At 71.8% G+C, this 22725-nt stretch carries 24 protein-coding genes; 14 read left to right on the plus strand and 10 right to left on the minus strand.

Annotated elements, in window-relative coordinates; genetic code table 11:
• Window positions 1-20 precede the first annotated feature (20 nt).
• Together AB0G20_RS18750 and AB0G20_RS18755 are read left to right on the plus strand one after the other, a co-directional pair.
• Entirely contained in the window at window positions 21-866 is an 846-nt protein-coding gene (locus AB0G20_RS18750) for a helix-turn-helix transcriptional regulator (protein ID WP_361303361.1), read from the plus strand.
• Window positions 863-1048: a DUF397 domain-containing protein gene (locus tag AB0G20_RS18755; protein ID WP_361303364.1), complete on the plus strand. Its 186-nt coding sequence runs from the start codon at window positions 863-865 to the stop codon at window positions 1046-1048. Before AB0G20_RS18750 ends, AB0G20_RS18755 begins: the two co-directional genes overlap by 4 nt.
• Window positions 1049-1482: 434 nt before the next feature.
• Here AB0G20_RS18755 and AB0G20_RS18760 read toward each other — a convergent pair whose 3' ends face one another.
• A complete protein-coding gene (locus tag AB0G20_RS18760; RefSeq protein ID WP_361303367.1) occupies window positions 1483-2625 on the minus strand; it encodes a glutathione-independent formaldehyde dehydrogenase in 1143 nt (380 codons plus the stop codon).
• A gap of 90 nt (window positions 2626-2715) precedes the next feature.
• On the opposite strand from AB0G20_RS18760, the gene AB0G20_RS18765 reads away from it, so the two are divergent.
• The 4 genes from AB0G20_RS18765 to AB0G20_RS18780 all read left to right on the plus strand — a co-directional run bounded on the left by AB0G20_RS18765 (window position 2716) and on the right by AB0G20_RS18780 (window position 4674).
• Complete coding sequence (locus tag AB0G20_RS18765; protein ID WP_102910814.1) at window positions 2716-2901, plus strand: hypothetical protein; 186 nt, start codon at window positions 2716-2718, stop codon at window positions 2899-2901.
• A gap of 67 nt (window positions 2902-2968) precedes the next feature.
• Complete coding sequence (locus AB0G20_RS18770) at window positions 2969-3484, plus strand: YbaK/EbsC family protein (protein WP_361303370.1); 516 nt, start codon at window positions 2969-2971, stop codon at window positions 3482-3484.
• Window positions 3481-4326: a DMT family transporter gene (locus AB0G20_RS18775; protein WP_361303373.1), complete on the plus strand. Its 846-nt coding sequence runs from the start codon at window positions 3481-3483 to the stop codon at window positions 4324-4326. Before AB0G20_RS18770 ends, AB0G20_RS18775 begins: the two co-directional genes overlap by 4 nt.
• Window positions 4327-4398: 72 nt before the next feature.
• The gene (locus AB0G20_RS18780; RefSeq protein ID WP_361303376.1) at window positions 4399-4674 is read left to right on the plus strand and encodes a DUF1876 domain-containing protein; all 276 of its coding nucleotides are present in this window, start codon (window positions 4399-4401) and stop codon (window positions 4672-4674) included.
• A 22-nt stretch (window positions 4675-4696) separates the two neighbouring features.
• Here AB0G20_RS18780 and AB0G20_RS18785 read toward each other — a convergent pair whose 3' ends face one another.
• From AB0G20_RS18785 to AB0G20_RS18810, 6 genes are all read right to left on the minus strand, one after another.
• The gene (locus AB0G20_RS18785; protein ID WP_361303379.1) at window positions 4697-5860 is read right to left on the minus strand and encodes a serine hydrolase domain-containing protein; all 1164 of its coding nucleotides are present in this window, start codon (window positions 5858-5860) and stop codon (window positions 4697-4699) included.
• Between the two features lie 43 nt (window positions 5861-5903).
• Window positions 5904-6350, minus strand: a complete 447-nt coding sequence (locus AB0G20_RS18790) for an organic hydroperoxide resistance protein (protein WP_361303382.1) — start codon at window positions 6348-6350, stop codon at window positions 5904-5906.
• A 102-nt stretch (window positions 6351-6452) separates the two neighbouring features.
• The gene (locus tag AB0G20_RS18795; RefSeq protein WP_361303385.1) at window positions 6453-6914 is read right to left on the minus strand and encodes a MarR family transcriptional regulator; all 462 of its coding nucleotides are present in this window, start codon (window positions 6912-6914) and stop codon (window positions 6453-6455) included.
• Between the two features lie 10 nt (window positions 6915-6924).
• Window positions 6925-7692, minus strand: a complete 768-nt coding sequence (locus AB0G20_RS18800) for an ABC transporter ATP-binding protein (RefSeq protein WP_361303388.1) — start codon at window positions 7690-7692, stop codon at window positions 6925-6927.
• Entirely contained in the window at window positions 7680-8441 is a 762-nt protein-coding gene (gene cbiQ / locus AB0G20_RS18805; protein WP_361303391.1) for a cobalt ECF transporter T component CbiQ, read from the minus strand. The genes AB0G20_RS18800 and cbiQ overlap by 13 nt, the downstream gene beginning before the upstream one ends.
• Window position 8442: 1 nt before the next feature.
• Entirely contained in the window at window positions 8443-9528 is a 1086-nt protein-coding gene (locus AB0G20_RS18810) for an energy-coupling factor ABC transporter permease (RefSeq protein WP_361303394.1), read from the minus strand.
• A gap of 168 nt (window positions 9529-9696) precedes the next feature.
• On the opposite strand from AB0G20_RS18810, the gene AB0G20_RS18815 reads away from it, so the two are divergent.
• Window positions 9697-10062: an SsgA family sporulation/cell division regulator gene (locus AB0G20_RS18815; RefSeq protein WP_361303397.1), complete on the plus strand. Its 366-nt coding sequence runs from the start codon at window positions 9697-9699 to the stop codon at window positions 10060-10062.
• A gap of 9 nt (window positions 10063-10071) precedes the next feature.
• Here AB0G20_RS18815 and AB0G20_RS18820 read toward each other — a convergent pair whose 3' ends face one another.
• The 3 genes from AB0G20_RS18820 to AB0G20_RS18830 all read right to left on the minus strand — a co-directional run bounded on the left by AB0G20_RS18820 (window position 10072) and on the right by AB0G20_RS18830 (window position 15350).
• A complete protein-coding gene (locus tag AB0G20_RS18820) occupies window positions 10072-11739 on the minus strand; it encodes a penicillin-binding transpeptidase domain-containing protein (protein WP_361303400.1) in 1668 nt (555 codons plus the stop codon).
• Between the two features lie 96 nt (window positions 11740-11835).
• The gene (locus AB0G20_RS18825) at window positions 11836-13470 is read right to left on the minus strand and encodes a penicillin-binding transpeptidase domain-containing protein (protein WP_361303403.1); all 1635 of its coding nucleotides are present in this window, start codon (window positions 13468-13470) and stop codon (window positions 11836-11838) included.
• A gap of 131 nt (window positions 13471-13601) precedes the next feature.
• Entirely contained in the window at window positions 13602-15350 is a 1749-nt protein-coding gene (locus tag AB0G20_RS18830; RefSeq protein WP_361303406.1) for a phospholipid carrier-dependent glycosyltransferase, read from the minus strand.
• Window positions 15351-15461: 111 nt separating this feature from the next.
• Here AB0G20_RS18830 and rsmI point away from each other — a divergent pair, with 111 nt between their 5' ends.
• The 7 genes from rsmI to AB0G20_RS18865 all read left to right on the plus strand — a co-directional run bounded on the left by rsmI (window position 15462) and on the right by AB0G20_RS18865 (window position 22681).
• The gene (gene rsmI / locus AB0G20_RS18835) at window positions 15462-16307 is read left to right on the plus strand and encodes a 16S rRNA (cytidine(1402)-2'-O)-methyltransferase (protein ID WP_361303409.1); all 846 of its coding nucleotides are present in this window, start codon (window positions 15462-15464) and stop codon (window positions 16305-16307) included.
• 289 nt (window positions 16308-16596) lie between these two features.
• A complete protein-coding gene (locus AB0G20_RS18840) occupies window positions 16597-16998 on the plus strand; it encodes a hypothetical protein (RefSeq protein ID WP_361303411.1) in 402 nt (133 codons plus the stop codon).
• 78 nt (window positions 16999-17076) lie between these two features.
• Window positions 17077-17967 (plus strand): TatD family hydrolase, encoded by an 891-nt coding sequence (locus AB0G20_RS18845; RefSeq protein ID WP_361303414.1) that lies wholly within the window; start codon window positions 17077-17079, stop codon window positions 17965-17967.
• 146 nt (window positions 17968-18113) lie between these two features.
• Window positions 18114-19553, plus strand: a complete 1440-nt coding sequence (locus AB0G20_RS18850) for a ubiquitin-like domain-containing protein (RefSeq protein WP_361303417.1) — start codon at window positions 18114-18116, stop codon at window positions 19551-19553.
• A gap of 31 nt (window positions 19554-19584) precedes the next feature.
• Window positions 19585-20475 carry a 16S rRNA (adenine(1518)-N(6)/adenine(1519)-N(6))-dimethyltransferase RsmA gene (gene rsmA / locus AB0G20_RS18855; protein WP_361303420.1) on the plus strand — a complete coding sequence of 297 codons (891 nt, stop codon included), beginning with the start codon at window positions 19585-19587 and terminating at the stop codon, window positions 20473-20475.
• Entirely contained in the window at window positions 20472-21371 is a 900-nt protein-coding gene (locus AB0G20_RS18860) for a 4-(cytidine 5'-diphospho)-2-C-methyl-D-erythritol kinase (RefSeq protein ID WP_361303423.1), read from the plus strand. The genes rsmA and AB0G20_RS18860 overlap by 4 nt, the downstream gene beginning before the upstream one ends.
• 41 nt (window positions 21372-21412) lie before the next feature.
• Entirely contained in the window at window positions 21413-22681 is a 1269-nt protein-coding gene (locus AB0G20_RS18865; RefSeq protein ID WP_361303426.1) for a hypothetical protein, read from the plus strand.
• The last annotated feature ends 44 nt before the right edge of the window (window positions 22682-22725 follow it).

Consider the following 22725-nt stretch of genomic DNA (forward strand, 5'->3'; position numbering starts at 1 on the left):
CTGCGCGATGGAGGTGGGGCATGAACGAGGCTGTCGACGAGGCCGGCTGGGATGTCGAGCCGGGCGACGAGATCGAGCCGCTGGTCCAGGCGGTGGGGAAGCTGCTGAAGGTGTGCCGGGAGGCGGCGGGCCTGCGGGTCGCCGAGCTGGGCGAGGTGCTCGGTTACGGCGAGGACATGATCCGCAAGATGGAACGCGGGGCACGGATCCCCCGGCCGGAGTACCTGGACAGGGCGGACCAGGTGCTGAACGCCCAGGGGCATCTGAGGGCGTTCATGAAGGATATGGAGAGGGCTCGGTATCCGAAGAGGGCTCGGGAACTGGCGCAGTTGGAGGAGCGGGCGGTTGAGATGCTGCTCTACACCACGCATCACATCCACGGCCTGTTGCAGACGCCCGAGTACGCGGAGGTGATGTTCGAGAACCGACTCCCCGCGCTCTCGCGAGACGTGGTGGAACGCGCAGTCGCAGCACGGATGGCTCGAAAATCCGTGTTCGATCGGGACCCTGCTCCGGCTTTGAGTTTCGTCCAGGAACAGGTGACGCTGGAACGCCCTCTCGGAGGCAGGATGGTGTTGCGCCGACAACTCGAACACCTTCTGGAGGTAGGAGAGTTGCGGACCATCTCGCTCCAAGTGATGCCGACTGATCGTGAGGAGCATGCCGGTATGCACGGGCTGATCGAAGTGCTGAGGTTCTCGGACGGCACGGGGGTCGGGCGTTCTGACGGTGCGTTCAACGGCCGTCCCGTCTCAAGCCCTCGAGACCTCAGGGTCCTTGAACTGCGCTATGGGATGATCCGGGCGCAGGCTCTCTCTCCGAGGGAGTCGCTGGCCTTCATTGAGCAAGTGCTGGGGAGACTATGAGCGCCACGGAACTCCACTGGGTCAAGAGCAGCTACAGCAGCGGACCTGACCCCGGCGACTGCGTAGAGGTCGCCCACACCCCCGCCACGATCCACATCCGCGACTCCAAGACCCCGGGCACTCCCCACGTCACGGTCGACTCCACCACGTGGGCGTCGTTCCTGACGTACGTCACCACCTGACTGTCGGGGCCGCCCGCTTCCTTGCCGGTGTTGTGTGGGTGGGGTGCGGGGGGCCAACTGGAGCGGTTGGGACACTGCTGATGTCACATGCCTGGGACTCTGATCTCTGAGGTGGCCCAGACGCTCCAAAAGGCCCCGCGTCCGGTCCGTGGCCTGGCCACCCGCCCAGCGCTCGCCGCTGAGTCCGCCCGGCGTGCCGGCGAGGCGCGGGTGCGTCCGCTGACGCCGGGTGGCCAGGCCACGGGCCGTTGATCGCACACGTGGTGTGGCCACCCGTTCTTTCCGGGCCGCTCGCTCGCTTCTTCCCCGTGCTGGAGCGAGGTGAGTCAAGGGTGGCCCGCAGGGCCATCGCCGCAGGCGACGCGTAGCGCCCTTTACTCGGCTCGCGGAAGCACGACACTGGCCAAAGAAGCGGGCGGTCCCACCCGGGCTTCTCAGGCCGCCTGTGGGTGGAGGACCACCTTCGTGTAGCCCTCGACGCGCTTGTCGAACTTCTCGTATGCCGACGACGCCTGGTCGAGCGGCAGTTCGTGCGAGACGACGAAGCTGGGCTTCGCGCGATCCTCGATGATCATGTCCCGCAGGTGGCGGTTGTACCTCTTGACGTTGCACTGCCCGGTGCCCATGCGGAGCCCCTTCTCGAAGAGGCGTCCGACGGCGACCATGAGCAAGCCCTTCTTCGACTGCTCGTCCGGACCGCCCGGGTCGCTCGGGACGTACAGGCCGGGCACCCCGAGAGCACCCGTCGGCCGGACCGTCTCGACCAGGGAGTTCAGTACGATCGCCGGTTCCTCACGGTCCTCGCCCTGCGCCTGGGCCTGGTAGCCCACGGCGTCGATGCCCTTGTCGGTCCCCTCGCCGCCGGTCTGTTCCTTGATCTGCTCGGCCGGGCTGCCCTGGGTGAAGTCGATCGGGATCGCGCCGATTTCCCGGGCCTTCTGGAGACGTTCCGCCACCCGGTCGACCACGAACACCTTGCTCGCGCCGCGCAGCATCGCGGAGTAGGCGGCCATCAGCCCGACCGGACCGGCGCCGTAGACGGCGACCGAGTCACCGGGGCGCACGTCGGCCAGTTCGTTGCCGTGGTAACCCGTCGGGAAGATGTCCGCGAGCAGCACGAAGTCGCTCTCCTTCTCGGTGCCCTCCGGAAGCTTGAGGCAGTTGAAGTCGGCGTACGGAACCCGTACGTACTCCGCCTGGCCGCCCGTGTAGGGGCCCATAGCGACATAGCCGTAGGCGCCGCCGGCGAAGCCCGGGTTCACCGTCAGGCAGAAGCCCGTGAAGCCCGCCGAACAGTTCTTGCAGAACCCGCAGGCCACATTGAACGGCATGACCACCCGGTCGCCCTTGTTGAGGGTGGTGACCCCCTCTCCTGTCTCCTCGATCACTCCGAGGTTCTCGTGGCCGAACACGATGCCCGGCTCCGCGGCCGTGCGGCCCTCGTACATGTGCAGGTCGGAGCCGCAGATGGCCGTTGACGTGACCCGGACGAGCACATCGTTCGGGTGCTGAATGCGTGGATCCTCCACTTGCTCGATCGCTACCTCGAAGGGCCCCTTGTATACGACAGCCCTCATCGTCAAGCACCTCCGTCTGTGCCGTGGCTCATATACCAGGCTGGTGCATGATGAGACGATTTGCACGCACACAAGAAAGGAAATAGGACTTTGTCGCGACGTATCGGCACCCTTCTCGTGGCGGTCTCCGGACTGTCCGGCACCACCTACCCGGTCGGGACCCGCGTGGCCATCCAGGGCACCGGCGGTTCCGTCGACGGCTTCGTCGACGGGGACTGGCTGCCGCTCGCCTGGTGGGAGTTCGCGGACGTCCGGCCGGAGGACGCCACCGGCTGAACCGGACCCGGGCACCGCGCCGATACGGCCTCGCGTGTCCCGTACACGTACCGCTAGCGTGCAGGGCATGACGACGACAGCCGCCACTGACGCCGGAAGCTCCGGAGCTCATCCCCGATTCGCCGAGGCCCTGCGGGAGCTCGGGCTGGGAGATCTCGTACAGCAGGTTCGCCGGTTCCCGGACGCCACCCGTACCGCCGCCGAGGCCGCCGCAGCGGTCGGATGCGAGCTGAGCCAGATCTGCAAGTCGCTGATCTTCGCCGCGGACGGGGTGCCCGTTCTGGTGCTCATGGACGGGTCCTCCCGGGTCGACCTCGAACTAGTCCGCAAGGAGCTCGGCGCCGAAAAGGTCACCCGGGCCAAGGTCGACGTCGTGCGGGAGACCACCGGGTACGCCATCGGCGGCGTGCCGCCCTTCGGGCACCGGACCAAAACCCGGGTGCTCGCCGACCGGTCCCTGCTGGAGCACGACGTCGTCTGGGCCGCTGCCGGGACGCCGTACACCGTGTTCCCCATGGCCCCCGAGGACCTCGTCAGCCACGCCGACGGCACCCTGGTGGACGTGCGCGAGCGCACCTCGTGACCCCTCTGGTCACCGCCGCCGTCCTGCTCGCCGCCGTCACCCACGCCAGCTGGAACGCCATCGCCCACAAGATCACCGACAAGCCGGCCGGCTTCGCGCTGATCTCGGGCGGGGGCGTCGCCATCGGGCTGGCCCTCGCACCCTTCGTGGCGTTCCCGGCGGCCGCGGCGTGGCCGTACCTGCTCGCCTCCGCCGCCGTCCACGTCGCCTACTACGCCCTGTTGATGAAGTCCTTCCGGCTGGGCGACTTCGGGCAGGCCTATCCCATCGCCCGGGGCACCGCGCCCCTCGTCGTGACCCTGCTCGCCGCCCTCTTCGCCCACGAGGTGCCCGACGGGTGGGCCGCCACCGGGATCGCCGTGTCGTGCGCGGGCCTGACCGGCGTCGCCCTGTGGGGACTGCGCGGGCGGCGGCCCGACTGGGCGGCGATCGGGGCGGCCCTGGCGACCGGGCTGACCATAGCGGTGTACACCGTCGTCGACGGGCTGGGCGTGCGGGCCTCCGGGTCCTCGCTCGGGTACATCGCCTGGCTCATGGCGGTCCAGGGGGTGTTCGTCCCGGCGTACGTCGTATGGCGCCGACGCGGGGAGACCCTCGCCCTGCTACGGCCGTTCGCCGGGATCGGGCTGCTCGGGGCCGCGCTGTCCGTCGCCGCCTACGCCCTCGTCCTGTGGGCCCAGACCAGGGCCGAGCTCGCCCCCATCGCGGCCCTGCGCGAGTCGTCGATCATCGTCGGCGCGGCGATCGGGGCGGTGTTCTTCAAGGAGCGGTTCGGGGCGCCGAGGATCGCGGCGGCCGGGCTGCTGGTCGTGGGGATCGGGCTGATGCTGCACGCCGGATAGGGGCCCGTCAGGCGGGTGCGTCCGGCCCGTGCGAGGAGCACCCTGGAACTAAGCGTTCCGGAGGTGATCGTCATGATGCACACCACAGTGGGATGGCACGTCGAGATGGAGTTCACGGAGGACGACCAGCACACGCGCGCGGCCGCAATGGTCCGCCTGCCCGACGGCAGCGAGATACGGGCGCACGGGCACGCGAGCCGGCACCGGACCGACGCGAATCAGCCGAGGGTCGGGGAGGAGATCGCCGGGGCCCGGGCGCTCAACGAACTCGCCATGGCGTTGCTGACCAAGGCCCACGAGGAGATCGACCAGGCGTCCGGCCGGACCTCGCACCCCATCCACGTGTAGGGCCTGATCCAGACGACAGACCCTAGAGGTTCAGCACTCCCCGCACCGCCCGCACCAGCGCCTGCGCCCGCGGGTCCGCCGTCACGGTCTTGCGGAAGCCGTTGGTGACGTAACCGAAGGCGACGCCCGTCTCCGGGTCGGCGAAGCCGAGGGCGCCGCCGCGGCCCGGGTGGCCGAAGGAACCCGGGGTGAGCAACGGCGAGGCACTGCCATGCAGCATGTAGCCGAGGCCGAAGCGGGTGCCGACCACCAGGATCCGGTCGGGACCCGCCGACTCCTCGGCCCGGGCCAGTTCCACCGTCTCCGGCGTGAAGAGGCGTGCGGCTCCGGCCGTGTCGCCGATCAGGGTCGCGTAGAAGCGGGCCAGTCCGTCCGCCGTCGCCATGGCGTTCGTCGCGGGCAGGGCGGTCGCCTGGTAGGCGGGGTCGTTCTGGTCCGGGAACGGGGAGATCGCGGCGAACGCCCGGCGCGTGAGGGAGGCCGGGTCCTCGTAGGCCTCGGTGACCGAGCGCTTCGGGCGGGCCCGCAGACCCCCGGCCGGCTCGGCCCCCTCGACACGGCCCACGCGCCCGACCCGGCCGGCCTCCGACTCCGGCAGGCCGAGCCAGAGGTCCAGCCCCAACGGGCCGGTGACCTGCGACGCGAGCCACGCCCCGGCGCCCTGCCCGGTCACGCGCCGCACCAGTTCGTCGAGCAGCCAGCCGTAGGTGAGCGCGTGGTAGCCGTGGTCGGTGCCGGGCTCCCAGACCGGCGCCTGAGCGGCGAGGGCCGCCGGGCCCCTCAACGGGTCGAGGGCCTCTTCCGGGGTGAGCGGCCGGTCGAGGACCGGCAGCCCGGCCCGGTGGTTCAGCACGTGCCGGACCAGGACCCGCTCCTTGCCCTGCGCCTTGAACTCCGGCCAGTAGTGCCCCACCGGCGCGTCCAGGTCCAGCTGCCCGCGCTGGTGCAGCAGCAGGAGGACGGCGGCGGCGACCCCCTTCGTCGCCGAGCGCACGACCTGGGCGGTGCCGCGCTCCCAGGGAGCCGTACCGTCGACGTCCTTGGTGCCGCCCCACAGGTCGACGACCTTCTGCCCGTCCCGGTAGACGGCGACCGCCGCGCCCCGGTCCCCGAGCGTGTCGAAGTTCCGTACGAACGCGTCCCTCACCGGCTCGAAGCCCTCGGCCACTGTGCCGTGCACGTCCACGCCCGTACTCCTCGTCTCGCCGCTGTGCTCGTGGTGCTCCCCTCTAGCCAAGCAGGATGGTCACGTCGATGTTCCCGCGGGTCGCGTTCGAGTACGGGCAGACCTCGTGGGCCGCGTCCACCAGCCTGGTCGCGAGGTCCGCGTCGACGACCGGCAGGGACACGCTGAGGGCGACCGCGAGACCGTAGCCGCGCTGCCGGTTGGGGCCGATGCCGACCTTCGCGGAGACCGTGGAGCCGGTCAGGTCGTAGCCCTCGCGGTTGCCGACGAGGATCAGGGCGTTGTGGAAGCAGGAGCTGTAACCGGCCGCGAAGAGCTGTTCCGGGTTGGTGCCGTTGCCGTCGCCGCCGAGCGGCTGGGGCATCGCGACCTTGAGGTCGAGCTGACCGTCCTGGCTGGTGACGTAGCCCTCGCGACCGCCGTGGGCGGTGGCCTCCGCCACGTACATGATCTTCGTCGGGCGGCTGTCGACGGCGGGGCCGTCAGTCATGCTGTCCTCCCCCGGAACCAAGTGCGCACAAACACATCGTGCACAAGGTACTGGCCGGTAACTCCCCTGTCATGCCCAGGGGGTGGCAACCCGGGGTAACCCTCAGCGGGCCCGGTCCGCCGCCGACTCCGCCCGCTCGGCCAGCCGCCACAGCTCCGCACGCAGCCGCCCGGCCTCCGTGCCGTCGAGCCCCGTCGCCGTGAGCAGCGCGCCGGGCACCCGCCCCGCGCGCTCCCGGAGTTCCTCCCCGCGCCCTGTCACGGCCACGAGCACCGACCGCTCGTCCCGCGCCGACCGCTCACGCCGTACGAGACCGGCCGCCTCCAGCCGCTTCAGCAGCGGCGAGACCGTGCCGTAGTCGAGGCGCAGGGCCGCGGCCAGTTCCTTGACCGTGGTCTCGCCACGCTCCCAGAGGACCAGCAGGACCAGGTACTGGGGGTAGGTGAGGCCCAGTTCGTCGAGGAGCGGACGGTACGCCGCCGTCACCGCCCGCTGGGCGGCGTACAGGGCGAAGCACAGCTGGTCGTCCAGCAGCGGTGATCCGTCGCTCTCCTCGTTCGTCACGCGGCCATTGTCACGGACGGGCCTCAGCCGCCGGGACGGAACGCGGATCGAAGCCGAACGGCAGCTCCAGCCGGTGGGCCCGCATCAGCTCCTCGTCGGAGAGCAGCTCGCCGGTCGGCCCGTCCGCCGCGATCACCCCGTCGCTGAGGATCAGGGAGCGCGGGCACAGCTCCAAGGCGTAGGGCAGGTCGTGCGTGACCATCAGCACGGTCACGTCCAGGGAGCGCAGGATGTCCGCCAGTTCGCGGCGCGAGGCCGGGTCGAGGTTGGAGGACGGCTCGTCCAGCACGAGGATCTCCGGCTCCATCGCCAGCACGGTCGCGACGGCCACCCGGCGGCGCTGGCCGAAGGAGAGGTGGTGCGGCGGGCGGTCCTTGAACTCCGCCATGCCGACCCGCTCCAGCGCCCGGTCCACGCGCTCCTCCAGCTCCGGCCCCTTCAGCCCGGCCGCCGCGGGCCCGAACGCCACGTCCTCGCGGACCGTCGGCATGAAGAGCTGGTCGTCCGGGTCCTGGAAGACGATGCCGACCCGGCGCCGCACCTCGGCCATGTTCCGCTTGTCCACGGGCAGCCCGGCGACCTTCACCGTGCCGGCGCCGCCGGTCAGGATGCCGTTGAGGTGCAGCACGAGGGTCGTCTTGCCGGCGCCGTTCGGCCCGAGCAGCGCGACCCGCTCGCCGCGGGCGACCGAGAAGTCGACGCCGAAGAGGGCCTGGTGTCCGTCGGGGTAGGCGAAGGCCAGTCCGGCCACGTCGAGTGAAGGTGTCACAGGGTCCATCCCAGCAGACAGACGAGCAGAGCGGCGCAGGGGAGGGCGAGGGCGTACGACCACTGCGCCCGGGACGCGGTCACCTCGTCGATGACGGGCATGGAGCCGGCGTAGCCGCGGCTGATCATGGCCAGGTGCACGCGCTCGCCGCGCTCGTAGGAGCGGATGAACAGCGCGCCGGCCGACTTGGCGAGCACGCCCCAGTGCTTGACGCCGCTGGCCTCGAAGCCGCGTGACTCCCGGGCGATCCGCATGCGCCGCATCTCGTCGGTGATGACGTCGCCGTAGCGGATCATGAAGGACGCGATCTGCACGAGGAGCGGCGGGAGCTTGAGGCGCTGCAGGCCGAGGAGCAGTTCGCGCAGCTCGGTCGTGGCGGCCAGCAGCACGGAGGCCGCGACGCCGAGCGTGCCCTTGGCGAGCACGTTCCAGGCGCCCCACAGGCCGTTCACGCTCAGGGACAGGCCGAGGACGTCGACCCGCTCGCCCTCCGCCACGAACGGCATGAGCACCGCGAACGCGACGAACGGCACCTCGATCAGCAGTCGCCTGAGCAGGAAGGCGGCGGGCACGCGCGCGATGTACGCGACGGTCCCGAGCAGCACGGCGTACAGCCCGAACGCCCACATCGCCTCCCGCGGCGTCGACACGACGACCACCACGAAGGCGAACACGGCGGCGAGCTTGGTGTGCGGCGGCAGGCCGTGCACGGGCGAGTGCCCGTGCCGGTACAGCTTGTGCGCGTGCCCCGCTCCCATGTCAGACGCTCGTGGGGCTCGTCGAGTCCGCCGCGTCCGGCGTGTTCGACGTGTCCGACGGGGAGGCGTCGCCCGTACGGCGACGGCGCACGGCCCAGAACACGCCGGTGCCCGCGACGACCGTGACCCCCACGCCGATGACGCCCGCCAGCCCCCCGGACAGGCGGGGGTCGTCGACGTCCTCGACGCCGTAGTCGGCGAGCGGGGAGTCGGCCACCGCGTGCTCCTCGGCCTGCTGGTCGATGCCGTGGTCGGCGGCGACCTTCTCCAGGCCGTCGGGGTTCGCGGAGGCGTAGAAGCTGACGAACCCGGCCAGCACGAGGGAGGCGACCAGACCGGCGGCCCACACCCTGCGGTGCGAGGTCCGGGCGGCCACCGGCGCGGGCTCGGCCTCCGGCGCGTCGACCAGTTCGCCGTTCACCCGCAGCTTGAGCTTCTGCGTCAGACCGCGCGCCCCGTACACCAGGTCCGGGCGTACGGCGATGACCGCGCCGACGGTCAGTGCGGTGATCGTGGCCTCGCCGATGCCGATCAGGACGTGCACGCCGATCATGGCGGTGGCGACCTTGCCGATCGAGACGTCGGTGGTGCCGCCGATCGCGTACATCAGCGTGAAGGCCAGCGCGGCGGCCGGCACGGAGACCAGGGCCGCGACGAAGGAGGCCGCGGTGACCGACCGGCGGGTGCGGGGCAGCACCTTCACCAGGCCGCGGAAGAGGGCGTAGGCCACGACCGTCGTGACGATCGCCATGTTGGTGATGTTCACGCCGAGCGCGGTCAGACCGCCGTCCGCGAAGAGGATGCCCTGCATCAGCAGGACGACGGAGACGCACAGGACCCCGGTGTAGGGGCCGACGAGTATCGCCGCCAGCGCGCCACCGAGCAGATGGCCGCTGGTCCCCGCCGCGACGGGGAAGTTCAGCATCTGCACCGCGAAGATGAACGCCGCGACGAGGCCGGCCAGCGGCGCCGTGCGCTCGTCGAGTTCGCGGCGTGCGCCGCGCAGGCTCACGGCGACGGCGCCCGCGGCGATCACACCGGTGGCGGCGGAGGTGGGCGCGTTGATGAATCCGTCAGGTACATGCACCGTTCGATGATGTGGCTTGATGCGAACGATTTGCAAGAGCGCGAGGTTCGTTTTATCTCACCCGTGATATATCCGGCTCCAAGGGCGTAATCCGGAAAATATGCGACATTGGAGGGGGAGTGGACGCACGGTTTCCACTCGGATCACGCACGGTGAAGGGGCCGTCCGATGTCCGTAGTCGAGCAGTACGCGCGAGCCCACATCGTCTCGGACGCGGCCGTCCCTCTCGTCGACGAGCTGGAGGCGGTTCCGGTCACCCTGCGGTACGACCCCGACCACGACCCCCGGTCGGTGCGCATGGTGCTGCCCGGCGCCGGGGGACGCGAATGGACCTTCGGCCGCGAGCTCCTGGAGGAAGGGCTGCGGGCCCCCGTGGGGAGCGGCGAGGTGCGGGTGTGGCCGTGCGGCCGGGTGCAGGTCGTGGTGGAGTTCCACTCCGCGCAGGGCGTGTCGGTGGTGCAGTTCGAGCGGCAGGCGCTGCTGCGGTTCCTGCGGCGGACGTACATGGCCGCCGCGGAACCCGTGACGCACTGAACCGGTGGCTCAGCCGCCCTTCTTCAGCAGTGCCGCCACGATCGGACCGGCCGTCGAACCGCCGTGCCCGCCCTGCTGGACCACGCCCGCGGCGGCCAGGTCGCCCCGGTAGGCCGTGAACCATCCGTTCGGCTTCTTCTGCCCGTCGACCTCGGCGGACCCGGTCTTCGCACCGACATCGCCGCCGACCCCGGCCATCGCCTCCGCCGCCGTGCCGTAAGCGGCCGTGTACGACATCAGTTCACGCAGCTGGGACAGGGTGCTCGCCGGCATCGTGCGCGAGGCCTTCGCCAGCTTGCGGCCGTCCACGTCCGGGGAGACCAGGTACGGCTGGTGGAAGGTGCCGGCCTTGACCGTCGCCGACACCGACGCCATGTTCAGCGGGTTCATCCGGACCCCGCCCTGCCCGATCAGCGAGGCGCCCATCTGGGCCGCCGACTGCACCGGCACCGCGCCGTCGAAGGACGGCACACCGATCGCCCAGTTGTTCAGCCCCAGGCCGAAGACCTGCTGGGCCTCCTTGGTCAGGTCGTCGTCCTTGAGCTTCGGGGCCTGGCTGATGAAGGCCGTGTTGCAGGAGCGGGCGAAGCTCGCCTTGAAGGTGCCGTTCTTGATCTCGAACTTGTCGTCGTTCTGGAACTTCCAGTGGCCGTACGTGAAGTACTTCGGGCACGGGTGCTTCTTGTCCGCCGAGGCCAGGCCCTTCTCGAGCAGCAGCGACGAGGTGATGACCTTCATCGTGGAGCCGGGGGCCAGGGAGCCCTGGAAGGCGGTGTTGAAGCCGGGGGAGGCGTTGGCGGCGGCCAGGATCTCGCCGGTCGACACCCGCAGCAGGACCACCGACGACTTGGCCTTCTTCGCGACCTGCTGCTCGGCCGCCGCCTGCAGGGCCGGGTCCAGCGTGGTCTTCACCGTGCCGGGCGTGCCCTCGCTCAGCTCCAGGAGCGTCTTGTCGGAGAGGTCCTTCGCCTTGGCGGACTTGCCGCGCACGACCCGGAGTTCGATGCCGGCCTTGCCCCCGGCCTTCTTGCCGTACTTCTCGCGCAGTCCGTCCAGGATCGGGCCGAGCGAGGCGTACTTCTGCTTGGTCAGTTCGCCGCCGTCCCGGTCGAGGGCCTTGACCGGGGGCGTGCCCGCCTCACCGGTCACCAGCTCGTCGCCGTCCTTCAGATCCGGGTGGACGACCGCCGCGTGCCAGTCGACCAGCGGCTTTCCGTCGGCGGCGCGGCGCGTGACGGTCAGCGCGCCGGCGTACGTCAGCGGCTTGTCGGTGCCCTTGTAGGACACCGTGCCCTTGACGGAGAACGGCACCTTGTCACCGGTCGGCTTGCCCGGCGTGAGGGTGACGTCCTTGATGTGGGCGTCCTTGGTGTAGCCGGTGAGCAGCCGCTGGGCCGCGGGGGCGTCGTCGGTGGCCGCGGCGGCCTGCGGGACCTTTCCGGACTGCCAGGCGGTGAGGAAGGCGCGGGCCGTGGTGGCGACCTCGGCCTGCGACAGCGGGCCGGTCTTCACCTCGGCCTTCTGGTCCGACGCGCGCGTCCCGTCGTCGGCGGCGGCGCCACCGCCGTACAGCGCGTAGGCACCGGCCCCTGCGCCCACGACGACCACGGCGATCACCCCGCCGATCACGGCGGGTCTCGTCTTCCGTCGCTCGGCGACGCGCCTTCTGTTGCCCACTGCTGTTCTTTCCTCCGCGAATCCCCAGGGTCCCCGTTGCCCTCAGCTGTCCCAACGACGGCCACCACCCTAGAGTCCCGTCCCGCGGAGGTGAGATCAGCCACCCGTTCGTAGCACGGCTGCGACAATCGGCCCGGCCGCGTCGCCGCCGTGGCCGCCCTCCTCGGTCATGGCCGCCGCCGCGATGTCGTTCCGGAAACCGGTGAACCAGCTGTTGGACTTGGCGTTGCCGTCGACCTCGGCGGAACCGGTCTTGGCACCGATGTCACCGCCCAGTCCGGCCATGGCCTGCGCGGCTGTGCCCTGCGTGGCGGTGAGCCGCATCATCTGCTTGAGCTGGGCGGCGGTGCTCGACCGCAGGCCCTGGGCCTGGGCCAGTTCCCGGCCGTCCAGCTTCGGCGAGACCAGGTAGGGCTGCCGGAAGGCGCCGGTGATCGCGGTCGCGGTGACCGAGGCCATGTTCAGCGGGCTCATCTGTACCTGGCCCTGCCCGATGGCGCCCGCCGCCCGGTCCGGCCCGTCGACGGCGGGGACCCGGCCGTCGAAGGAGGCGATGCCGGTCTTCCAGTTGTCCTGCCCCAGCCCGAAGCGCTCCTCGGCCTCCTGGGCCAGCGAGGCGTCCGTGAGCGGCTTCTCGTCGATGAGCTTGATGAAGGCGGTGTTGCAGGACCGCATGAAGCTGTTGGCGAGCGTGGCGTTCTCGTTGGACTTCATGTTCGTGAGGTTCTTGAACGTCTGGCTCTGCCACACGGCGGTGTCGGGGCAGGGCGCCGGGCCGTTCATGGAGGTCACGCCGTTGTCGATGAGCATCGCGGCGGTGATGATCTTCATGGTGGAGCCGGGTGCCGCCTCACCCTGGAAAGCGGCGTTGAAGCCGTCCGTGCGGTGGTTGGCCACGGCCAGCACCTCGCCGGTGCTGGGCTTGACGGCCACCACCGACGACTGGGCGAACCGCTTGACCGCCTTCTCGGCCGCCGCCTGCGCGCTCGGGCTGATCGTGGTGGTGAGCTTGCCCGGCTCGCCCTTGGCGAGGGTGAGCAGCGGGGTGTCGTGAGCGCCGTCGCCGTCGTGCCGGACGACCAGCTCGATGCCGGGGGTGCCACCGGCCTTGTCGCCGTACTTGTCGCGCAGGGCGTCCAGGACCGGGCCGAGGGAGGGGTACTTCTCCTTCGTCAGCTCGGAGCCGTCGCGGCCCACGGCCTCGATGGGCGGGGTGGCCGACTGCTCGGTGACGAGGGTGTCGTCCCTCTTCAGCTCGGGGTGCACGACGGACGGCTGCCAGTCGACGAGCGCCCGCCCGGTGGTCAGCCCGCGCACGACCTTCAGCTTGCTCTGGTAGCTCAGCGGCTTGGACTTCCCGTCGTAGGCCACCTTCGCCTTCACCGTGTACGGCACGGTGGTGCCCCGGGCCGCACCCGGTGTGATCTTCACGTCGGTGATGTGCGCATCGCCGCTGAAGGCGGAGAGCAGCTGCTCGGCGGCCGCGTCGTTGTTCGTGTACGACGCCGCCTTCCCGGCCGCTCCCGTCTGCCAGGCGGCGAAGAACTTGGCGGTGGTCTCCTTGACCTCGTCCTCGCCGGGCGGCCCCGTCCGCTTCTCCGCGGACACCCCGCTCGTGCCGCCCCCGTCACCGTTCAGCGCGCTCACGAGGTTGTAGGCGCCGTACCCGGCCCCACCCACCATCACCGCGAACACCCCGCCTATGACGGCGGCTTTGACCCCCTTGCCCATTGGGCGGTCCCCTCCCCGTTGAGCCCCCAACGTGCTCCTTTGAACACGTTCAGAAAGCTCGGCCCCGGCTGCACTCTATGGGGAAGCGGTTACTGCAGGGCCGGGAGTTTCGATTTGTGACCGAATGTAGATCAGACCCAGGTGTCCAGCCACATCCGGGCCCGCCAGTCGTCGATGGGGATGGCAGTGCCTGTGTACAGCGGCCAGAAATAGATGAAGTTCCAGGTGATCAGGAGGACCAGGACGCCCGCGGCTGTGGCGCCCGCGACGCGGCGGGTGTCGGTGGAGCGTGGCGGTCCGATGATCGCGCCGAGGAGCATCGCCACCGCCAGGCACAGGAACGGCAGGAAGACGACGGCGTAGAAGAAGAAGATCGTGCGCTCCTGGTACATGAACCAGGGCAGGTAGCCGGCGGCGATGCCGCAGGCGATGGCGCCCGCGCGCCAGTCGCGGCGGAAGAACCAGCGCCACAGGACGTAGAGGACCGCGAAGCAGGCGACCCACCACAGCAGCGGCGTGCCCAGGGCGAGGACCTCGCGGGCGCACTTCTCGCCGGCGTCGGCGGGGCAGCCGTCCTTGCCGGGCGCCGGGGACTCGTAGAAGTACGACACCGGGCGGCCGAGGACGAGCCAGCTCCACGGGTTGGACTGGTACGTGTGCGGCGAGGACAGCCCGACGTGGAACTCGTACACCTGGTGCTCGTAGTGCCACAGGCTGCGCAGCCAGTCGGGCAGGAACGTCCAGCTGCCGCCCTTGCCGCTGGTCGCGGCCCAGTTGCGGAAGTAGCCGCCGGAGCCGTTCGTCGCGGAGAGGATCCAGCCGGTCCAGGACAGGACGTAGGTGACCAGGGCGACCGGGACCGTGGCGACGAACGCCAGACCCGTGTCGCGCTTGAGGACCGCCGAGTACGGGTGCCGGGCGCCGGCGACCCGCCGCGAACCGACGTCCCACAACACCGCCATCAGGCAGAACGCGGCCAGGATGTAGAGGCCGTTCCACTTCGTGCCGATGGCCAGGCCCAGCATCAGGCCCGCCGCCCAGCGCCAGGGCCGCCATCCCAGGCGGGCCGTCTCGGCCGTGTGCCGGTCGGGCCGGGCCCGGCCGTCGTCGTCGAGCGGCAGCGCGGCGGCGAGTTTCCCGCGGGCCTTGTCCCGGTCGACGAGCAGACAGCCGAACGCGGCCAGCACGAAGAACATCAGCACGCCGTCGAGCAGCGCCGTGCGGCTCATCACGAAGTGCAGGCCGTCCACCGCCATCAGCGTGCCCGCGAGACACCCCAGGAAGGTGGAGCGGAACAGGCGGCGGCCGATGCGGCACAGCAGCAGCACGGACAGCGTGCCGAGCAGCGCCGTCATGAACCGCCAGCCGAAGGGGTCGAACCCGAACATCAGCTCGCCGAGCCCGATCATGAGCTTGCCGACCGGCGGATGCACCACGTACGCGGCGTCCGTCGGGAGCGCGACGTTCCCGCCCGACGACAGGACCAGGTCGTTGGCGTTCTTGTCCCAGTTGAGCTCGAACCCGCGGTGGACCAGCGCCCACGCGTCCTTCGCGTAGTACGTCTCGTCGAATATCACCGCCCTGGGGCTGCCCAGGTTCCAGAACCGCAGCACACCCGCCAGCAGCGTGACGAGCAGCGGGCCGATCCAGCCCGACCAGCGCACCAGCCGCCCCGCGAGCGTGTGCGGGACGCCGAGCGCCGCCCACAGGCGCGGCCCGGGCTCGGTGTACGGCGGCACCAGCCGGTCACGGACGTCGCGGGCGTCGCTTCTGGGCTGCCCCTGGTAGCCGAAGCGGCGCAGCCGCTGCTGCCAGGACGGCCGCTGGTCGAGCGGTGCCTGGCCCTGACGGGTGTCCGTGGAGGACGCGGTACTGGTCACCGCGCCATCGTAGGGAACCGTTCTGTGTGAGTCCCGTGCATGGCCGGTATGCGTCCGCATCCTCCGCCCCTGGGAGGAGTCCGCACCGTCCGCCCCTGGGAGGATGGGAGCGTGATCGGAACCCTCGTACTCGCAGGCACCCCCATCGGCGACATCGCGGACGCCCCGCCCCGGCTCGCCGAGGAACTGGCCGGAGCCGATGTCGTCGCCGCCGAGGACACGCGGCGGCTGCGCCGGCTGACCCAGGCGCTCGGCGTCACACCCAAGGGCCGGGTGGTGTCGTACTTCGAGGGCAACGAGTCCGCCCGGACGCCGGAGCTGGTCGAGGAGCTGGTGGGCGGGGCGCGGGTGCTGCTGGTGACCGACGCGGGGATGCCGTCGGTGTCCGACCCGGGGTACCGGCTGGTCGCCGCCGCGGTCGAGCGGGACGTGCGGGTCACCGCCGTGCCCGGGCCGTCCGCGGTGCTCACCGCGCTCGCGCTGTCCGGGCTGCCCGTCGACCGGTTCTGCTTCGAGGGGTTCCTGCCGCGCAAGGCGGGGGAGCGGCTGGGGCGGCTGCGGGAGGTCGCCGAGGAGCGGCGCACGCTCGTCTACTTCGAGGCTCCCCACCGGCTCGACGACACGCTGGCGGCCATGGCCGAGGTGTTCGGGGCCGAGCGGCGGGCCGCGGTGTGCCGGGAGCTGACCAAGACCTACGAGGAGGTCCGGCGGGGCGGGCTGGGGGAGCTGGCCGCGTGGGCCGCGGAGGGCGTGCGCGGGGAGATCACCGTCGTGGTGGAGGGGGCGCCGGAGAAGGGGCCCGAGGAGGTCGGGCCGGAGGAACTGGTGCGGCGGGTCCGGGTGCGGGAGGAAGCGGGGGAGCGCCGCAAGGAGGCGATCGCCGCGGTGGCGGTGGAGGCCGGGGTGCCGAAGAGGGTTGTGTTCGATGCGGTGGTCGCTGCGAAGAATTCGGCGTGACAGCCGGGTTCGGGCTGGGGGCTGACGTGGTGCGCGGGACGCGCGTTGTGGAAGGTTGATCGCGCGATTCCCCGCGCCCCTGAAGGAGCGCCAAGTGCCCTCTGAGCAGGGCGCATGTCAGATGAGCGTGCGCCCCATGGGTGGGCAAAGCAGAAGGGGCGCAGGGGCAAGGGACGCCCAAATCGGGGCCAACACTCGACAGGTCTGCTGCCATCGGTCCGGCCGAGGAGTCCACTGGGTCGCGGGGACGGAACCGTCCTCACGCCACAGCGGACCAACAGGAGCTGGCATGAGTGAGATCGCAGGGCAGACCGGGCTCCGCGCCGGTGCGACCGCAGTCGTCAACGAGTCCTACTCCTTCGCCTGCATGAGGTGCGGGCACGGCTGGGAGCAGTCGTTCGAGATAGAGCACCACACGGACGCCGCGGGTCACGAGTTCGTCCTCTACGTGGCGGACGGCAAGGTCGTGCCCTCTCCGCTGAGCAAGCCCGAATGCCACCACTGCGACAGCCATGTCGTGCGGATCATGCGGCCCGGGCGGGTCGCGTCGGCGCGCGACGCGGCGCACCGGCCCTCCCGCGTGCCGCCGCCCGCCGGGCCCGTGGACGCGCCCGCGGCAGCGGCCGAGGGCGAGGACCACCACTGGCACCTGTCCGACCTGCTGCACCACTTCCAGCGCAAGGCGAGCTGACCCGTCCGGCCTCCCTTGCCGACGCCCTCCCCGGTCCTCCCCGCCGGGGAGGGCGTACCCCTTTCGTAGGATCGGGGCATGCCTTCGAACGACTCCGACCGCCAGGACAAGAACGCGGCCCCACCCCTCCCGAAGCCCCTCCGGGTGCCGGTCGCCGACTCCCACACCCACCTGGACATGCAGTCCGGCACGGTCGAGGAGGCGCTGGCGAAGGCGGCGTCGGTCGGAGTGACGACGGTCGTGCAGGTCGGCTGCGACCTCAAGGGCTCCCGGTGGGCGGCCGAGACGGCGGCGGCCCACGACGCCGTCCACGCGACGGTCGCCCTGCACCCGAACGAGGCTCCCCGGATCGTGCACGGCGACCCCGACGGCTGGTCGCGGCAGGGCGCCCGCGAACCCGGTGGCCAAGCGGCCCTGGACGACGCGCTCGCCGAGATCGACCGGCTGGCCGCGCTGGAACAGGTCAGGGGCGTCGGTGAGACGGGCCTCGACTACTTCCGCACCGGGCCCGAGGGCAAGGACGCGCAGGAGCGGTCCTTCCGTGCCCACATCGAGATCGCCAAGCGGCACGGCAAGGCCCTGGTCATCCACGACCGCGAGGCCCACGCCGACGTCCTGCGCGTGCTGAAGGAGGAGGGCGCCCCCGAGCGGACCGTCTTCCACTGCTACTCGGGCGACGCCGAGATGGCCCGGATCTGCGCGAGCGCGGGCTACTTCATGTCCTTCGCCGGCAACGTCACCTTCAAGAACGCCCAGAACCTGCGGGACGCGGTGGCGGTGGCCCCGCTGGAGCTCCTCCTCGTGGAGACGGACGCGCCCTTCCTCACACCGGCGCCCTACCGCGGGCGGCCCAACGCTCCGTATCTGGTGCCGATCACCGTGCGCGCCATGGCCGAGGTGCGCGGCGTCGACGAGGACACGCTGGCCACCGCCCTCGGCGCGAACACGGCACGCGCGTTCGGTTACTGACCCCGCCCCGCCGACCCCGCCCGCCGACCCGCACCGCACGACTGTGCGTAGTCGCGTCGCTTTGGAGAGTGACGGCCGCTCCGCTAGGTTCTGGGGGCCCCATCCGGACCCCTCTGGACCCCCTCCGGCCCCTGGAGCGTGTCGGCGTGAGCAACTCGCGGTACGAGACGTACGAGACGTATGGCCCGGCCTACGCCGACCCGGTGTACGGCGGTTACGACGCGCCGCCCGCCGATCTGCACAGCGCCGAGACACTCGCCTACGGGGTACCCGGCGCACCGGGCGCCTACGAGGACACCTACCGGCCCGCCTACGAGGCGCCGACCCTGCCTGGGCTGCCCCGGCAGGGCGCCCCGGGCGGCGAGCCCGCGCCCGGGCCCGCCGGGCACCCCGACCAGGGCACGGGTGCGCGCGCCGGATCGCGTGCCGCGGCGCGCACCGGCTCGCATCGCAGGTCCGCGCGCCGGCGCAAGGCGCGCTACGCCGAGCGCCCGGACAGCCCCATGCGGCGGCTGCTCCCGCAGGCCCTGGTCGTCGCCTTCCTGGCGGGCGGCACCACGGCGTTCGTCGCCAAGGACAAGGCGATCGAGCTGAACGTCGACGGCAAGGCGCGCACGCTGCACACCTTCGCCGACGACGTCACCGAGCTGCTGGCGGAGGAAGGCGTCGAGGTCGGCGCCCACGACGTGGTGGCGCCCGGACCCGGCACGGAGATCAGCAGCGGCGACGAGGTCGCCGTGCACTACGCCCGCCCCGTACGGCTCACCCTCGACGGACACCGCCGTGAGGTGTGGACGACCGCCCACACGGTGGAGGGCGCGCTGCGGCAGCTCGGAGTGCGGCAGGAGGGCGCCTACGTGTCCACGTCGCGCTCCCGGCGCATCGGGCGCGAGGGGCTCGCGCTGGACGTGCGGACCGAGCGCACGGTCACGATCATGGCGGACGGCCGGGCCCGCACGGTGCGCACCAACGCCGCGACCGTACGGGAGGCCGTCGAGGAGGCCGGGATCACCCTGCACGGCCAGGACACCACGTCGGTCCCGCAGGGGAGCTTCCCGCGCGACGGGCAGACCGTGACGGTGCTGCGGATCACCGGCGGCAAGGAGGTCCGCGAGGAGCCGATCCCGTTCCAGGTACGGCGGACGGAGGACCCGGACCTGTTCCGGGGCACGGAGGTCGTGGAGCGCGCGGGCGAGCCGGGACTGCGCCGGGTCACCTTCTCCGTGCGCACGGTCAACGGCGTCAGGCAGAAGCCGCGCCGGATCAGATCCGAGGTGGTGCGCGAGCCGCGCCCGCAGGTCGTGAAGGTCGGCACCAAACCGCGCCCCGCGTCCGTGCAGGGCGCCGACCACCTCGACTGGCAGGGCCTCGCCGCCTGCGAGTCCGGCGGCCGGCCCGACGCGGTCGACTCCTCGGGCACCTACGGCGGCCTCTACCAGTTCGACACCCAGACCTGGCAGGCCCTCGGCGGCAGCGGCCGCCCCCAGGACGCCCCGGCGGCGGAACAGACGTACCGGGCGAAGAAGCTGTATGTGCGGCGTGGGGCCAGCCCCTGGCCGCACTGCGGGGCACGGCTGGGCGGCTAAGGGGGGAACCGAACCCCCGTACCCTTGTCCCGTGACCAGCAGCCCCACCCCCGACGCCCTCCTGGGCCCCGCCGACATCCGCGAGCTCGCGGCAGCCCTCGGCGTACGCCCGACCAAGCAACGCGGACAGAACTTCGTGATCGACGCGAACACCGTCCGCCGTATCGTGCGCACCGCACAGGTGCGCCCCGACGACGTGGTCGTCGAGGTCGGCCCGGGGCTCGGCTCGCTCACCCTCGCGCTGCTGGAGGTCGCCGACCGGGTCACGGCGGTGGAGATCGACGACGTGCTCGCCGGTGCGCTGCCCGCGACCATCACGGCCCGCATGCCCGAGCGCGCCGACCGGTTCGCCCTGGTCCACTCGGACGCCATGCACGTCACCGAGCTGCCGGGCCCCGCCCCGACCGCGCTGGTCGCCAACCTCCCCTACAACGTGGCCGTCCCGGTCCTGCTGCACATGCTCGACACCTTCCCGACCATCGAACGCACCCTCGTCATGGTCCAGGCGGAGGTCGCCGACCGGCTCGCCGCCCCGCCCGGCTCGAAGGTCTACGGGGTCCCCTCGGTCAAGGCCAACTGGTACGCCGAGGTCAAGCGCGCCGGTGCCATCGGGCGGAACGTGTTCTGGCCGGCGCCCAACGTCGACAGCGGCCTGGTCTCCCTGGTCCGCCGGAGCGAGCCGCTGAAGACGACGGCCTCGAAGCGCGAGGTCTTCGCCGTCGTCGACGCTGCGTTCGCCCAGCGCCGCAAGACGCTGCGGGCCGCGCTCTCCGGCTGGGCCGGATCCGCCGCAGCCGCCGAGGAGGCCCTCGTCGCCGCCGGGGTCTCGCCGCAGGCCCGGGGCGAGTCGCTGACCGTGGAAGAGTTCGCGCGGATCGCCGAGCACAAGGCGAACCGGCACCAGGAGAAGGAGACCGCGTGAGCGTCACGGTCCGCGTCCCGGCCAAGGTCAACGTCCAGCTGGCGGTCGGCGCCGCCCGCCCCGACGGCTTCCACCCCTTGGCCAACGTCTTCCTCGCCGTCGGCCTCTACGACGAGGTCACCGTCACCCCGGCCGACGAACTGCGCGTCACCTGCGACGGCCCGGACGCCGACCAGGTCCCCCTGGACCGTACGAACCTGGCGGCGCGCGCGGCGATCGCGCTGGCCGAGCGGTACGGCCGCAGCCCCGGCGTCCACATCCACATCGCCAAGGACATCCCCGTCGCCGGCGGCATGGCGGGCGGCAGCGCGGACGGCGCGGGCGCCCTGGTGGCCTGCGACGCCCTGTGGGAGACCGGCGCCTCCCGCGACGAACTCCTCGACATCTGTGCCGAGCTGGGCAGCGACGTGCCGTTCAGCCTGGTCGGCGGGGCCGCCCTCGGCATCGGGCGGGGCGAGCAGCTGACCCCCCTGGAGGTCGGCGGCACCTTCCACTGGGTGTTCGCGATGGCCGGGCGGGGCCTGTCCACCCCGGCGGTCTTCCGCGAGTTCGACCGGCTCGGCGAGGGCACGGACATCCCCGAGCCCGTCGCCTCCGGCGAACTCCTCGCCGCCCTCGCCAAGGGCGACCCGGACGCGCTCGCCGCCGCCGTCTCCAACGACCTCCAGCCCGCCGCCCTCTCCCTCTTCCCTGAACTCGCCGACACCCTGGCCGCGGGCCGGGCCGCCGGCGCCCTCACCGCGCTCGTCTCGGGCTCCGGCCCGACCACGGCGTTCCTGGTCCGCGACCCGGAGTCGGCCGCCGCGGTGGCGCAGGCGCTGGTGTCGTCCGGGACGTGCCGGACGGTGCGCACGGCGTCGGGCCCGGCACCCGGGGCGACGATCGCCGGGCGTTAATCACGTGCCCCGGCGGCTGCCGGGCGCCTAGGCTCTCCCGGTTGTTTCACGAGGGGGGGGGCGCGGGCGTGCGGGAACTGGTCGCGGCGGTACGGCGCGGGGACGCGGACGAGGTCACGGCACTGCTGGAGTCCGGGGCCGACCCCGACACCCTCGCCGACGGCCTGCCGGTCCTCTGCCTCGCGGTGGAGGCGTACGACGAACCCGTCGCCGAAGCGCTGCTTCGGGCCGGAGCCGACCCGCTGCGCCGGCTGCCCGACGGGAGCACCCCGCTGCTGCGGGCGGTGGACGGCGGGTCCCACCTCCTGACCTACGCGCTCGCCACCAGCCGGACCCCCCTCCCGGCACCCGCGCGCGCCGAACTGCTGGCCCGGGCCGGGCACTGGGCCGAGGCGGGCGCGGAGGCCGGACTGCGCCGCGTCACCGGACTCACCGGGCCCATCGAGCGGATCCGGGTCCGGCACGACGAGATCGGCTGGTGGTGCGAGCAGTTCACGCTCGGCGGGACGACCGTGCGCGACGAGCACCGGGCGGTGCTCACGTCCATGGAGGAGCGCTACGGGATCCGTACGCCCTTCGACGAACTGGTCGCCCGGGCCCTCGCCCACCCCGACCGGGACCACGTCGTCTGGTCGGACGTGGTCTTCACCCTCGGCCGCCGACTGGACGAGGAGACATGGCAGTGGACCAGGGACCTCCTCAACCACCCCGACCGGCTGCACCGCCTGCTGGCGGCGGAGACGCTGCTGTTCCTGATCCTCGGCGACCCCGTCAAGGGAAGCGATCCGTTCTGGGAGCGGGGCAGGGAGCTGGTGCCCTGGGCCGAACAGGAGGAGGATCCGGAGGTGCTGGCAGCCCTCCTGAACGCGATCACTCATGACAGCGCCCCCGAGATCGAGGCCGTGGGGCTGTTGCACCTCACCCACCCGGACCCGAGGGTGCGCTCCCTGGTGCCGGACACCCTGGAGCGCTCCGAGGACGGCCGCTTCCAGGTCCGCCCCGAGAGCCTCACCACGGTGCTCACCCTGGCCGGTGACGAGGACCCCGGCGTGCGCGAGGCCGCCTGCCGCTGGCTCGGCCACTACCGGGGGATCGAGCCCGAGATCGGGGACGCGCTGGTCGCCCTCACCCATGACGAGCGGCAGCAGATCCGCATCTGCGCCGTCTCCGGCCTGGCCTACCGCGACGATCCCCGCTGCGTGGAGGCCGAGCACCGGATCGGCCCCCTCGACCCGGAGCTGCCGTTCGACGAGAGGCTGATGGACGTGTCGCGCTACCAACGCCGCCGGGAAGCCGCGGACGGCGGCTGACCGCCCCGGCCGGAGCACCCCTGCGCGCGACTACCCTGGGGGTC

It is taken from the genome of Streptomyces sp. NPDC024017 (assembly GCF_040638895.1).
In the GTDB taxonomy this organism is placed as follows: Bacteria; Actinomycetota; Actinomycetes; order Streptomycetales; family Streptomycetaceae; genus Streptomyces.